This is a genomic window from Anaerobiospirillum succiniciproducens DSM 6400 (assembly GCF_000482845.1).
Lineage (GTDB): Bacteria > Pseudomonadota > Gammaproteobacteria > Enterobacterales > Succinivibrionaceae > Anaerobiospirillum > Anaerobiospirillum succiniciproducens.
This window is the reverse complement of record NZ_KI519515.1, coordinates 3,115-18,198: the sequence shown is the minus strand read 5'-3', so window position 1 is coordinate 18,198 and position 15,084 is coordinate 3,115. Positions and strand designations below refer to the sequence as shown.

Genomic DNA, 15,084 nt, shown 5'->3' with positions numbered 1-15,084 from the left:
GAGCATAAGTACTAGCAAAGTGATCTACTGACTAATGAGTAATAGCCAATTACCTGATTGCTTGCTGGCTGGCTGGCTTTTGGCCACTTATCTACCAACATGCCTTTTGATCATTGCCTACTAGCCTGCTTGCTGGCTGGCTTTAGACCCATTTGCACAGCAGATGGTGGTTTTAGGCTCTTAGATAGACAAAAGGCCTTAGCGTGTAGCTAAAGCCTTTATATGTATGTGTCTAAGAGTGTTAGGCTTTTTTGGCCTTTTTAGCTTCTTCTTCAGCCTTTAACTTAGCAGCAATCTCACTATAGTCTTTTGGAGGTACGTAACCATCCCATACTATCTGAGGCTCAAATAGAGGAACACGACGGTGATAGTAGTCTACCTTGATACTATTAGCGTCCTTAGTGCCATGACAATCAGCATAGCAGTCAGTAAAGTAACGTAAATCAGGACGAGTCTTAAACAAGCGTAAGAACCACATATACTGCTCAATATGGCCACTTAAGTGCTGTTCAAAGACCTTATTTACACGGTTTAAGTCGGCTCCAACATCGTTAGATGGGAAATCGTCTAAACGGGTAAACTCAAGCTCATAGCGTGCTTTGGAAATGCTGTAAGTAATGGTTAAAACTACTACCTGAGACTTGGTAAGACGGGCCATCTTTGGCAGAGTATCTACCATAGCCTTTGGCACACCATAGAAGTCAGTAAAGACATTTGGTACATCATCGCCTAAGTCCTCATCGCACAGGAAGTAGCAATGACGACCTTGCTTGAGAGCCTTTAAAATTGATCTAAAGCCTGCAGCACGGGTATGCATAGTACCGCCATAAATCACGCGCTGATAGTTCATAAACCAGTTGAACACAGGGTTAGATTGATCATTGGCTACACCAAACATTGGAAGGCGATTGGCAGTTAAATACAGACCACCGCGATCTAATGAGAAGGTATGTGGTACACAGAAAATGATTGGGCGCTTATCATCTAAAGCCGCTTTGAGTACTTCAGGATTTTTCACAATCCAGCTACGCTCAACCATAAAGCGTGGCAGGAAAACACCTTCACCAAAGGCAAATCCAGTAATGATGGCGTGAGTTAAAAGCTTGCGGTAAATTTCCTTGTAATCGCTTTCTGACTTCTCTGGAAATGCAGTTCGTAAATTAGCAAATACCACCTTCTTAAAGCGGATATTAATAAGAGACAGTGGATAAGCAATCAAGATAGCAAATAAGTCACGAATGCGATTTGGCACATAAGCAAGTACAGCCAAAATACCTAGCGCAAACCATGATGGCCAGTACTTTACATCCAGAAGCTGTTGCCACTGATCTGGATCAAAACCAGCGTGCTCCACATCCTCTTCACCACCCGAGCCCATAACCTTCTTACCACCGCTCTTAGCCTTTGCTTTAGCTTGATCATGAGCCTTGCTGCGATCGCTGGCAGCCTGCTTGGCAGCACTATCAGTCGACTCTGCCTTTTCTACATCAGCACTTGCAGTAGACTCTGCCTTCGCTGCATCAGCGCTAGCAGCACTTGCAGCTGCAGATGCGCTGCTGGTAGCAGTTACTGATTCGGCGGCATTAGCAGATGCAGGAGATGTATCTTCTGATGCTTTAGCATTGCTAGCTGCAGCTGATGCCTTGCTCTGATGCTTAAGCCCAGTCTTTACCTCGGCATTTGGTTCAGCCTTGTTTTGCTCAGCTGTATTTGGAGCTGATGCGACAGTGGCTGTTGCACTCTTAGTGTCAGCCTTAATCTCTACCTTAGCTTCTGTTTTAACAGTGGCTGCAGGTGATTGATCCTTTGGAGCTGTAGTCGGTGCACTAACAGTAGCTGTTGTATCTGCAGCACTAGGATCTTTCTTGGCAGTGGCGGCTTTTTGAGCCACTGTTGGAGCTGTTATTGAAGCTTCTTTTGAAGCAGCCTTGGCTGCTATGCCTTTTGGATCAGCCTTGGCTGCTGTGCCTTTTGGTTCAGCCTTAGCTGCCGTGGCTTTTGGCGCTGCCTTTGGGGCGGCTTTAACGTCAGATGCTTTGCGCTTAGGCGCGGCTTTTTGGGCAGCTGTTGGCTGTGCTTTTGGGGCGGCTTTGGCTTTAGCTACGGGAGTGGATGCACAATTGTCTCGTGGCTGTGAAGTCTTGAGTTCATCTGTATTGGACATGTGGTAACTCCCTGTAGGCAAATAAGCTAATGGACCTTGCTGCTTAATAGATTCGCATAGTAGTTATAGCGTGGCATGGGATGCAGTTGTTTTTGCACGCCGTGCTAGCTATAAAGTGCGGATGCTAAATAAGAAAAGCACACGTAATTATAAGGGATTATTAACAATAATGATGCACGGGCGGAGAATCTTGAGCCGCTGCGATAGATAAGCGCTTTTTGTTGATACTTGCGACCATCAAGCGTAAATGATGATGGTTTTAGTGATGTGATTTGTATGATGGACGAGGTTTGGGTTTAGGCTGTTAGTTATTTGGCCTTTGGGACATTCTTTCAATTTTGCCAGAGCTAAAAATACAAAAGGCTCTGACCTAGATGGTAAGAGCCTTTTTTAAAGCATGGGTAGTTGCGCTTAGAGAATCTTGTTTAAGAACTCTTGAGTACGCTTCTCCTTTGGATGCTCGAATACTTCGTTTGGATGGCCCATCTCCAGGATCTTGCCACCGTCTACGAAGATTACGCGATCAGCTACTTCACGAGCAAAGCCCATTTCGTGAGTTACAACCATCATGGTCATACCTGACTCAGCTAAGCGCTTCATAACCTCAAGTACTTCCTTAACCATTTCTGGGTCCAGTGCAGAGGTTGGCTCATCAAAGAGCATGATCTTTGGCTGCATAGCTAAAGCACGAGCAATAGCTACACGCTGCTGCTGACCACCAGAGAGCTGAGATGGGAATGAAGCAGCCTTATCCTTAAGACCTACTTTATCTAAAAGCTCTAAAGCAATCTTTTCAGCTTCTTCCTTACTCTTACCACGAACCTTGATTGGAGCAAGGGTAATATTGTCTAAAACAGACATGTGAGGGAAGAGGTTGAAGTGCTGGAACACCATACCTACTTCAGCACGAATGGTATTGATGTCTACCTTGCGAGTAATCTCTTCGCCATCGATAGCGATAACACCGTCAGTTGGAACCTCCAGGTAGTTAACGCAACGCAGTAAAGTACTCTTACCAGAGCCTGATGGGCCGATAACAACCACTACTTCGCTCTTGTTTACATCAAGATCGATACCCTTGAGGATCTCGTTCTTGCCGTACTTCTTTTTCAGACCACGAATCTTAATCATAGCTGGCCTCTAATAAATCTCTAAGTACCTGTTCACAACATATACAAGCTAAAGAGAGCAACTTATGATGGCTAGTGTTTACATCATAATTTTGGCTTTAAAGCTTGTTTTGATAGCAGCGCTAAGCAAATGATGCGCTGCTGTTTGCTGTGACTAAATTACTAATTGAAACGCTTCTCGAGGTAAGCCACGAAGCGGGTGATAGTTAAGGTCATAATCAGGTAGATGATCGCAACTGCAGTCCAAATCTCAAGAGAGCCGTATGTGGATGCAATAACTAACTGACCCTTTCTAGTCAGCTCCTCGAAGCCGATAACGGATACTAATGAGGAGTCCTTAAGCATGGCGATGAACTCATTACCAAGCTGAGGGATGGTGCGACGGAAAGCCTGAGGGATCACGATGTAACGCATGGTCTGAGTCCAGGACATACCTAATGAACGACCAGCTTCCATCTGACCCTTGTCAATGGACTGAATACCTGCACGGAAGATTTCAGCTACATAAGCACCAGAGTTAATGGAGCAGGCTGCAACTGCAGCTACAAACGGCTCAATTCTGGTTCCAAATACGATTGGAAGTGCAAAGTAGATGATGAAAATCTGTACGAGCAGTGGAGTGCCGCGAATAAAGTCTACGTAGATCTTTGCAGGGATTCGGATCCACGGATAACGTGCCAGCTCAGCAATACCGACAAAAAGACCGATACAGGTACCTAAGAACACTGACATAGCAGTGATCTCAATGGTAACTAAAGCACCGATGCCAAGGAGTGGCAAGCTGTCAATAATCAAGCTGAAGTCAAACGGTATCGACATGTGTTAGAAAGTCTCTTCAAACTATGACTGATGACCCAAGTCTCAATGAGACTAGGATGCAACCATGAACGACTCTAAAATGAGCCGCGACTAATAAATGCGGGTAGCCCCGTATTCTGATCCATCTGGGCTAAAATGCATTGCCCATAGAACGCAAGATTGTAACTCAAAACACTTTCAATCGCTATTAGTTTAGAGCTTAATCACAAATTCTTTGCCTAATATGGACTATTTGCTCATGCAAACTTACCCTTTTAACCACAGCTAACCCAACTAGCCCCCATATGCAGATCAGGTAGCCTTCTGTGCTTGTAAGCTTTGCGCATCGGCATGAGGCCCCTGTCTGAGCTTCCGCATTATGACCATGGTTGATCACCTGCATTATGGCCAGGGTTTAGCATCTGCATTATTGCCAGGGTTTAGCATCTGCATTATTGCCAGGGTTTAGCATCTGCATTATTGCCAAGGTTTAGCATCTGCATTATGGTCAGGCTTGAGCATATGCATTATTGCCAGGGATGGGCATAGGATTTGTGGCCTAGGCTGGGCATTGGCTTTTTGATGAGGGGCAGCGGCTGCATTTTTGCTTTGGCCAAAATGCAGAAAGCCTGGCAAATGCCAGGCCTTCTTGTGAAGTATAAGCTATATTAGCTTGTTACCTTTTGTAGTCGATTATGACTCGTTGTGAGGTAAGAGCTTGAACCACTTCTGGTAGATTTCGTTGTACTTGCCGTTCTCGTGGAGAGTCTTAAGAGCAGCATTGAGCTTGTTTAAGAGCTCTTTGTTGTTCTTGTTAACAGCAATACCGTACTTCTCAGCAGTTAAGATCTCAGGAATCTCAGCAACGCCTTCAGCAACATTGGACTTGGAGAGGAAGTAGAGGTTAATAGGACGATCGTTAACTACACCCTCACAGCCCTTTGCCTTTAACTCCATGAATGCTTCTGGCTGGGTGTTGAATGCCTTAACCTTACCTGGGCTTAGCTCTTCAGCCTTTAAAGCACCAGTAGTACCGATCTGAACGCAGATGGCCTGACCCTTGAGGCTCTTAACATTAGGATACTTATCCTTGTTGCTCTCTAAAATCAGAGCAGAAAGACCAGAGGTGTAGTAAGGCTCAGTAAAAGCAACGCGCTTAGAACGCTCTGGAGTGATAGACATAGCTGCAATAACAGTGTCGATCTGGCCAGTGAAAATGGCTGGAATTAAGCCGTCAAATGGCATGTTGCTAATTTCAACATTATCAAAGCCAGCTTCCTGAGCAATTGCCTTGATGAGCTCAACGTCGAAACCGGTTAAAGTACCATCTTCTGCTGCGAACTCGAATGGTGCATAGGTAGCCTCAGTACCAACGCGTAAGGTCTCAGCATATGAGCTTGCACTAAAGCCTGCACAGGTAAAAACAGTTGCACAAGCTAAGGCTTTGAGCGCACCGCTTAACTTTAAAGACATAACTAACTCCTATTTAACTCAGTTGCGTCCTGCGATCGCAAAGACCCTGCAATACTTGAGTCTTAACCAAAAACTTAATCTAGCATTAGCTAATGTAGCGTTCATTAAGAACTAAGGCTGCATAAGCCACTACTACCTCTGATGGTGATACCCATCATGAGGGGTATCTATTTATACAACAAAACATTGCAACTTTTCATGTAGTCCCCCTAAAAATCAGCTTAAAAGTGTTTTCTCTCACAGTTTAGAGACTAATGCACTAAAAGTGACCTAATACAAAAGCCTATCATTGCACAATGTTTCTAACATAGTACTCAAAAACCATGCTATTAAAACCATGCAAATTGGAGGCAAAGAGGTCTTAGATCGACCAGACTCTTAAAAACGCCCTACTTTCGCAACCATGGTCAGCAGCTACTGCGCAATTGAACTTGCATGTCCTGCCAATACTTACTTGCATGTCTCAGACAATACGTCTTTGTATGTCCTGCCAATACTTACTTGCATGTCCTGCCAATATGAAATTGCGTGCTATTTGCAATGTGAAGTTTTAATGGAGCTACATTAAAGACAAAGCCCCACTACCTATCTTATCGGATGGATAGTGGGGCAAGTTTCAGCAATTAGATGCTTATATTTGGCTTAACTTACTTAGCCTCAGCAGCTGCTTGAGAGTCAGCAGCCTTAAACCATTTGTCGTGAATTGCTTGGAAAGTACCGTTGCTCTTTAATGTAGCTAAAGCGCTATTAACCTTCTTTAAAAGCTCTTCATTGTTCTTTGGTACCACTAAAGCCATGTCCTCAGCATCCATAACCTCATCAATCTCATAAGTTTGCTCTGGGTTCTTAACAGTAGATAAGTAGTACTGATTTACAGGACGGTCGTTGAGCACAGCCTCACAACCACCAGAATGTAGCTCTAAGTAGGCTGCATAAGCGTCATTGAAAGTAACGGTGTTATCAGGAGAGATCTCTTTAGCCTTCATAGCTGATACAGAGCCAAGCTGTGCACACAGCTTCTTGCCTGCAAGTGACTTGTTATCAGGATACTTAGCCTTATCTGCAGCACGAATTACAAAAGTAAGACCTGAGATGTAGTAAGGGTCAGAGAAGTTAATACGCTTTTTGCGCTCTTCAGTAATAGTGAATGAAGCTGCAGCCATATCTACTTGTCCGGTGAGCATTGCTGGAATGAGGCCATCAAAAGGCATCTGCATCCACTCAACCTCTAGACCTAATTCTTTGGCGATAGCTTCGGTAAGGTCAATGTCAAAGCCAACGAGCTTGCCGTCTTGATTGGTAAACTCGAACGGTGCATAAGAAGACTCAGTGCCTACTAAGAGCTTATCCTCAGCAGATGCAGCAGAAGTTGCAAAAACAGCTGAGCACATTGCGGCTGCGCACATGGCTTGCTTAAACATTGAGTAACCCATAATCTATAATCCACCTGATGTAATTGCCGATCATGACAGCTAGCGTTGCGCTTTGGTCTGTAGCGCATAAGCATCTAAACTTAGCTCATTACTTGCCACTAGTTGTGCGCTTCTACAAGATGCAAACAACAACTGCGCTTTTGCTGTCTAAAATTCTTTGCCTCGTAGGCTTATGTGTAAGTCAATCATACGCACAACCACACTACATAGAACGTCTAACGCAAAATCGCCCCAAAATTGCACACCAGAAATCCATATTGATGCATAACCATAAACCCTTTATCTATCGCTATTTGCACAATACCTCAGCAATTTTTACGCACCAAACTCCAAATAGCCATGCATTAAAGGCGTGCACATTTGAGTAAATAAAGCAGTGTTTATTATGAAAAAATCCCATGAGCGGTAAGCAAAACACAGCAAGACACACTAGATAGAGCATGATCTAACCACCAGGCATGGCTGTATACATGTATGACGGGAGCTAATGCACCTGGTACTTTATTGCTGCAGATATGATGCTTAGAGGTCGGAACTCGGATACAAGAGCTATTGAAATTGAACGATGAATAGCTTTAAGCGAGATGCTATGGTGTGTAGATATTTTACTCAGGCAAAGCGTGCTTGTGCTTATGTTTTAGTGCACACGCGCATTCTTGATGTGAGTTTTTGTGCCAATTCATGGTAAAAAGACAATGCAATTGTGCAAAAAGGTGAGCTTGCCGTCAAAAGAGATGAAAGAATCATGGTTTAGGTTTTAAAGACAGTCTCACTGCGCTATGCTAGATAATACGTTAATGTTTGTTGTTAAGTGGAGTCTAACTGTGACCAGAAGCAACATTATTTTTGATTTCGGCGGAGTCCTGCTTGATTGGAATCCTCGTTACCTGTTCCGTGACTATTTTAATGACGACGCAAAGATGGAGAAATTCCTCTCTGAGATCTGTAATAGTGAGTGGAACGCTCAGATGGATGCTGGAAAGCCTTTTGCCGAGGGTGTAAAAGAACTTTCAGAGAAGTATCCTGAGTGGGCTGAGGCAATTGAACTGTACCACACAGGTTGGGTCAAGATGCTCAAGAGCGAGCATGCTGATGGCGTTGAGCTGCTCAAGCGTGTGCTTGCAGATGAGCGCTTTAAGGCCTATGGTCTGACCAACTGGTCTGCTGAAACTTTCCCATTTGCTTTTAGTCACTACCGCTTCCTCGATGATTTTGAGGGCATCGTAGTCTCCGGCGAAGAGAAGATGAACAAGCCTGACAAGCGCATCTACTATACACTGCTTGAGCGCTATCACTTAAAGGCTGATGACTGCATCTTCATCGATGACAATCAGGCTAACGTTGACATGGCTAACAAGATCGGCATTCACGCTATCTTATGGGAGCACAACCCAGAAGAAGTTTGGAAGAAGATTGAAGAGATCCAAAATCTTCCTGCTCCTGATGAGGGTGAAGAGCCTGTTAAGCACAATCACGAGTACAACTAATTACTCGTAGTAGCCCAATGCTACTATCTGTAAAAAACAGCGGCCTAGGCCGCTGTTTTTGTTTGCACTCGTCGAGCATTTGCTAAGTGCTGCAGCAAAAATGCATTTAGCGGTCAAAAAAAATTAAGTAAAAACTGATCTTAAGTAAAATCCAGCTCCATATGGAGAGACTATAGGCTTATATAAGCGCTTTATAGAAGAGTGAATTTACTTAATGTGAACTCGGCTACCTAATCAGGTTAAGGTTAAGATTACCGGTTCACTGATAACTGATGTTGGAGACATACCAAATTGATATGACATTTAGCTCATATTAAAAAAGTGTTCCGACACTTATACCAGACGAACCTGATATACATTAAGTAAATTTCATCTTGGACAAAGCCAACATTTATGCAGTATTTCACTGCGGGTGCTTGTTAATTTTACTTAACAACACTTTTTACTTAATTTTTATTAAGTAAAATTTTACTTAAAAAAAAAATCCCAGCGTAGTGCTGGGATTTATGGAAACAGAAAATGATTAGTGATTATCTTAAGACTAAACTTTTAGTCTAAGAAGCCCTTGAGGCCAGCTGAACGACATGGGTGACGCAGCTTACGTAAGGCCTTAGCTTCGATCTGACGAATACGCTCACGGGTAACGCCAAACTGACGACCTACCTCTTCTAAGGTGTGGTCAGAGGTCATGCCGATACCAAAACGCATACGCAGAACTTGAGCTTCCCTTGGAGGCATCTCATCTAATACACCGTTGATGGCGTTCTTTAATGATTCGGCAGTTGCTGCATCAGCTGGGATTGCAATTGAGCTATCCTCAATGAAATCTCCTAAATGCGAATCATCATCATCACCAACTGGAGTCTCTAATGAGATAGGCTCCTTAGCAATCTTCATTACCTTGCGAATCTTCTCCTCAGGCAGGCCCATCTTAAAGGCCAGCTCTTCAGGGGTAGGCTCACGACCCTTTTCCTGGAGCATCTGACGAGAAATACGATTGAGCTTGTTAATAGTCTCAATCATGTGCACAGGGATACGGATGGTACGTGCCTGATCAGCGATAGAACGAGTGATAGCCTGACGAATCCACCAAGTAGCATAAGTTGAGAACTTATAACCACGGCGGTATTCAAACTTATCAACTGCCTTCATCAGGCCGATGTTACCTTCCTGAATTAAGTCGAGGAACTGCAGACCACGATTGGTGTACTTCTTAGCGATAGAAATAACCAAACGTAAGTTTGCCTCAACCATTTCTTTCTTGGCTTTCTTAGCCATAGCGTCGCCCATCATAACGCGACGGGAGAGCTCACGCAGACGGTAAATAGAGATACCGGCTTCTGCCTCAATATCTGCTAATGCCTCTACGCACTTTTCAACCTGAGGACGATACTCTTTTAAGCGAGTTGCATATGCACGGCGTGGACGAATAGCCTTCTCGTACCAATCCATGGATGCTTCCATCTCAGACTCAGTGTACAGAGTACGTAAGTCTTCGATCTTCATACCGCAACGGTTAACTGCAATTTCACGAATGTGACGATCCTGGGTCTTAACACGATCCATCATGTCACGCATGTGATTTAACAGTGCTTCAAGCTGTTGTGGAACTAAACGGAAAGTAGAGAATAACTCAACTAAACGCTTGAGCTCTTCTTCGTACTTACGCTTAGTTGCAGCAGTAACCTTAGCAGCATTCATCTTAACGCGCAGAGCTTGAACCTTATCAAACTGTACACGTAGTTCTGCAAAGCGCTGCTTTACAAGCTCTGGATCTGGACCTGAGTCATTGCCTGATCCGCCAGCATCATCAGCAGCATCCTCATCCTCGTCATCATCGAGCTCAACAGCTGCACTCTTGGCTGACTTAGTACGCTTCTTAGGACCTTTCTTGGAGGCTTTCTTAACGTCACCGTCATCGCTCTCATCAAGATCAAGACCGTCTAAATCATCGGCATCAGACTCAATGTCATCGATGTTATCAGGGATTTCAGCATCAATCTGCTCATTTTCATCACCTTCAACTTCAACTTCCTTTGTTACGTCATCTTCCTCTTCTACATAAGGATCAGAGAAACCAACAATAACATCGGACAGTCTAGTCTCGGTCTCAGGATCGCAAGCTTCTTCGTAACGAGCAAAGAGATCGAACATAGCCATTGGGTATTCAACAATGCACTTTTGCACATTGTTTGTACTGCGCTCAATACGCTTAGAGATCTCGATTTCGTCCTTACGGGTCAGCAGTGATACGTTACCCATTTCACGCATGTACATACGTACAGGGTCAGTGGTACGGCCGATTTCAACACTGCTATCGAGCTGAGATGCTACGGTCTCAACGTCATCAGACTCCACGGACTGTGAGTTCTCATTTAAAAGAATCTCATCAGGATCTGGTGGGGTCTCACACACATTGATGCCCATATCAATGAAGGTCTGAATGAAGACCGATAACTGATCGCCAGAGATAATATCTGGTGGGATCAGGTCATTGATTTCTTCGATAGTAAGGTAGCCTTGCTCCTTACCACGGGCAATCAATTGCTTAAACTCGGTACTTGCGGAATTGTTATCCATCAAATCGTCCCAAAAAAATCTATCGGCTGAAAAAAGGCTCAACAGTAAATTATATGCCTATCTTGCCTACTAGTCAACCAAACTGACATGCTCAAACGCCCATGAGTCTTGTAAATATCAGCATCGTGACAACCTCCTTTATTTTGAGCACTGTTATAACTGGTCTTTGTTGGTATACAACCTGAGCTAACCTGTACACTTTATTTGGTCTAGCCTCTTACATGTACGACCACGTAAATTGCTCAACGATTTTAGGTAACTGGTACCTTAGTCCACTGTGAAAAACATACTGCAGTGGCGTAATAGTTGTTATCTGACAATCATTGACAGATAGATGCTTTCAGTACGCATAGACTGAACAGATGCTATTTACAGGCCATGATGTAGTTGTATACCGCTCTATCATGCTAAGCAATAGCTAGCTAATAAACAGATAGCAGCACAACTATCTCAAGGCTTTAGCTCTGCCATTCAAGGCGTGGCGACAGATGCAAATTTTGTCAGCCGAATCCGCTCTTTAATCTCAATGCGGCGCGATCCGGATACTGCTATAGATGCAGCTATGCCTGAAAAACTGTTTTAAATTCAATAGATGAAGGAGAGCGTGTATCTCAATCACTTCATCTACGATGCGGCGTTGTATATATGAAAGGAATCTCTTCACATCCAGCGCCAATATAAGACCAACCAAAAACCATCATGAGCAAAAACGCTAAGGGAAAACTTACCCTAGCTGCAACAAACATTGCACCTTAAGCAAAGATAAAAGGTTAATGGAGGTCTTGAAGAGTTCATACCAGTCGATTGACTGGCACTAAAGATGGTAATGAGCTTAGCTAAAAATATACAAAGGTATAAAAGGCCAATCAGCCTTAAAAATGAATAGCTAGCTTCAATACATATCTACACAGCCTTGGCCTTAGCCAAAGCTATGAGTTGTAATAAGTAACTAGGCTAAGTTGCGGCCTTGATCGGTTACAACCTGACGATATGGGCACATAAACTCTCTGAGAACCTTAAAGATGGCTCCCACCTGAACAGAGTGCTGTGCGTCAATAAGGAACTCGCGGTTACAGAACATCACACGGTAGACGTCATCCTTAACAGTGTTTGGATCGTCTAACACAATGAAGTCGTAAATCTCCTTAGTCTTGCTTGTGCACATGGAGATAACACTGCCGCGCTTAATTTGGAAGCTTTTGCCTGTGTAAGGTAAGAATGAACACATGATGGCTTTACGTGGAGGTGCGACAAAACGTGCACCAGCTACGGCATTCAAAGATAGCTCCATGTTTGCAGACACTTCATCAACAGCACTGACGTCAGGGACACCAATAGCATTAAGACCTGCAGTAAAGTCATTAAGCATCTGACCGTCTAAAATGCAAAACGGCTCTCCAATCTCAGGGAAAGATGCTAGAGCTTCGACACGGTAGTTGGTTCTAAAAAAGAACCTACGTCCATTATCTAGCGAGAGGTTGATGCCAAGATACACTTGTCCCTCTACGCTTTGAATGGACCATGTCCATGAGTCGCTCGGAGTTATCCTCATACGGAATACCTTAGACAAATATGCTCATTGAAAACTACTTACTCATGCACTTCTATAGCTAGCTCGCTCATGTTCAAGTATCTCTAACTTGAGCAAATGAAAGTAACATCAACGTACTGATGAACTTTACTTAATTCACTATAGAAACTAGTAAAGCAGTGCAATGGGCTATTTAGCCACCTACTCGTCAAATCCAAGATCAGGCTACGTAAGCGTGTACTTTGATTTTGAGAGTTACTAACAAGATCAGACTAGAACAGTTTTAACAAATAGCTACTAAACAACCTTTGAGCTTATTTAAAAGCTTGGGCTGCATATGAGGGCGCCAAAACTAAGTCATGCCAACAAGATTGTATAAAGCTGCTATCGCTGTAAGTCTATCTATGTCAAATCAAACATTAACAGCAAAGCACGTACTACAGATCAAGCAAAAGATCTGTGGAACATAAAAGTTAAGTATCTGCCAAAGGCAAAACTCAACAATGTAAGTCATCAATTTTTAGACAACCTACTGCACCATAACATTCTAGCAAAGATCTGCAAAGAAATATGTCCCACGAACACAAAGTGACACGCTCATCAACAAATTTTGACAAAAGATATTCACACTCTGAGCCAAAACTCATCTCAAATACATGTATAGAACACTCTCACTCATAAGCATAAGATCTTACTAAAATCCCATGTATAAGCCTCTCCTTAGACGGATGCTCTAAGCTAAGCAGAGCCAAGAACACTCCATAACAAGAGTGTAAATTATCTTGTATGAAAATATCTTTCCATCTAAGGTTGCAAAGCCATACTGTGGAACATGCCAAGGAGCCGCCCAATAGTAGTGCACAATAGAGAAATCTCATGCAAAGTTCATACACAAGCGCTTCACCAAAAACCCGACACCCAATATCATCCCCCGCCAACAAAACAAAAAACAACTAACCAAGCGTAACAACTGGCTTATACAAGCCATTTATGCCAAAGCAACACTACTAAAAACCAGTTAAGAAATGTTCCACGCCTAAGAGCTCATGTGACGGTACACAATCTCTAGGCAAAACCTTGCCACGCATCCACAAAAAGAGGACTTAAAAACGCAGCCCAAACCAAGAATCTCATTGAACATAATTACGGGTGACTCATTTTAGATTTTGCCCGAATCCCCATACATTTTTTCAATATCTAGTTAAGCCGCGATCAAAACACCAGCACCACTCCACTTACGCTCACAGCTCGCCAATTAAGATCAACGCCACAAGATCAGAGATCAAGGATCAGAGATCATAGATCAAGGTTAGCCACTCCATATCAATGCCGAAGATCAAACTCCACGATCGCTAGTTCAAGATCGCTGTACAAGATCTCAGCCCTAACCATATATGTATGTATCCACACCCCAAGATCTCAAGATCGCCATCCACGAGCTTAGTCCTAACCATATATACCCACGATCTAAGATCTTAAGATCGCCATCCACGATCTCAACCCTAACTATATATACCCACGATCTAAGATCTTAAGATCGCCATCCACGATCTCAACCCTAACTATATACGCCCACGACCCAAGATCTTAAGCTCGCAAGTCACGATCTCAACCCTAACCATATATACCCACGTTCCAAGTTCTCAAGATCACAGTTCAGCACCAAACAACGATCTCAGCATACCAATAACTACCTTTCCACGATCTCTGGTCGTTTTACTTCGATCTCATATCCACTATAAATCGACGATCGCTGATCTTTTGATCTTAGCGCTTCATTACGCTCTGATCTTGGTGTGTCAATAATTAACTCACAGAAACTGCGTTACCAACACATACTTAATCATTGAATCATAAATGCCACTTTCTTAGCTTTTTGACAAAACATGGCGGCAAATTTGACTATGCAAAATCTCACTTGTTGTATGGTGAAAGGCATGTAATTGTTAAAACTCTCACACTTTTGAATTAAACAAAAATTGAAATGTTTCAAATGATAAGTATTCCGTAATATCAAGGGAATCAAACATTTACGACGAATACTTTGTCAAAACATATTTACTAATTACACACAAAATTTAACACATCAACAGTAATAGCACTTGTGTACATTTTCAAAATGGCACTTGTGTTGCAACCGATATAGACAAGCAACTCATGACTTTTATAGATATGCAGTTTCAAAATCTTTTAAGTCTTTGGGGTAGCAATCAACAAACAAAATAAGGTGCTCGCCTCAGCAGAATATAGCGAACAGGTTCTAAAGCGCCATATAAAAGATCACAGCTTACGAGCAGCTGGATCGGCTATATAGAGATACAACTATGGCTTTATATGTAAACACTAACGTTAGCTCTATTAACGCTCAGCGTAAACTTGCTAACTCTACTCTTGCGCTTAATACCTCATACCAAAGACTCTCATCAGGTCTCCGTATCAACAGCTCCAAAGACGACGCTGCTGGTCTTCAGATCTCTGATCGCTTAAC

General features: G+C 43.1%; 9 protein-coding genes. 2 read left to right on the top strand and 7 right to left on the bottom strand.

Annotation, left to right across the window (positions count from 1 at the left end; genetic code table 11):
- Nucleotides 1–241: 241 nt before the first annotated feature.
- The 5 genes from H524_RS0113260 to H524_RS0113240 form a co-directional block, all read right to left on the bottom strand.
- Nucleotides 242–2,164: an LpxL/LpxP family acyltransferase gene (locus tag H524_RS0113260; protein WP_027940523.1), complete on the bottom strand. Its 1,923-nt coding sequence runs from the start codon at nucleotides 2,162–2,164 to the stop codon at nucleotides 242–244.
- 411 nt (nucleotides 2,165–2,575) lie between these two features.
- Entirely contained in the window at nucleotides 2,576–3,295 is a 720-nt protein-coding gene (locus H524_RS0113255) for an amino acid ABC transporter ATP-binding protein (protein ID WP_027940522.1), read from the bottom strand.
- Between the two features lie 161 nt (nucleotides 3,296–3,456).
- A complete protein-coding gene (locus tag H524_RS0113250) occupies nucleotides 3,457–4,113 on the bottom strand; it encodes an amino acid ABC transporter permease (RefSeq protein WP_211232180.1) in 657 nt (218 codons plus the stop codon).
- Between the two features lie 672 nt (nucleotides 4,114–4,785).
- On the bottom strand, nucleotides 4,786–5,565 hold the full coding sequence (locus tag H524_RS0113245; RefSeq protein ID WP_027940520.1) for a basic amino acid ABC transporter substrate-binding protein: 780 nt from the start codon (nucleotides 5,563–5,565) through the stop codon (nucleotides 4,786–4,788).
- A 647-nt stretch (nucleotides 5,566–6,212) separates the two neighbouring features.
- A complete protein-coding gene (locus tag H524_RS0113240; RefSeq protein ID WP_052339124.1) occupies nucleotides 6,213–6,998 on the bottom strand; it encodes a basic amino acid ABC transporter substrate-binding protein in 786 nt (261 codons plus the stop codon).
- Nucleotides 6,999–7,822: 824 nt separating this feature from the next.
- Between H524_RS0113240 and H524_RS16065 the strand changes: the two genes are divergently transcribed.
- Nucleotides 7,823–8,485 (top strand): HAD family hydrolase, encoded by a 663-nt coding sequence (locus H524_RS16065; RefSeq protein ID WP_156907634.1) that lies wholly within the window; start codon nucleotides 7,823–7,825, stop codon nucleotides 8,483–8,485.
- Between the two features lie 549 nt (nucleotides 8,486–9,034).
- Here H524_RS16065 and rpoD read toward each other — a convergent pair.
- Together rpoD and H524_RS0113225 are read right to left on the bottom strand one after the other, a co-directional pair.
- A complete protein-coding gene (rpoD, locus tag H524_RS0113230) occupies nucleotides 9,035–11,065 on the bottom strand; it encodes an RNA polymerase sigma factor RpoD (RefSeq protein ID WP_027940518.1) in 2,031 nt (676 codons plus the stop codon).
- 949 nt (nucleotides 11,066–12,014) lie between these two features.
- Nucleotides 12,015–12,617 carry a cell division protein ZapC domain-containing protein gene (locus tag H524_RS0113225; protein WP_156907633.1) on the bottom strand — a complete coding sequence of 201 codons (603 nt, stop codon included), beginning with the start codon at nucleotides 12,615–12,617 and terminating at the stop codon, nucleotides 12,015–12,017.
- A 2,303-nt stretch (nucleotides 12,618–14,920) separates the two neighbouring features.
- Between H524_RS0113225 and H524_RS16060 the strand changes: the two genes are divergently transcribed.
- On the top strand, nucleotides 14,921–15,084 hold a 164-nt coding region (locus tag H524_RS16060; RefSeq protein ID WP_044122553.1), incomplete at its 3' end, for a flagellin N-terminal helical domain-containing protein.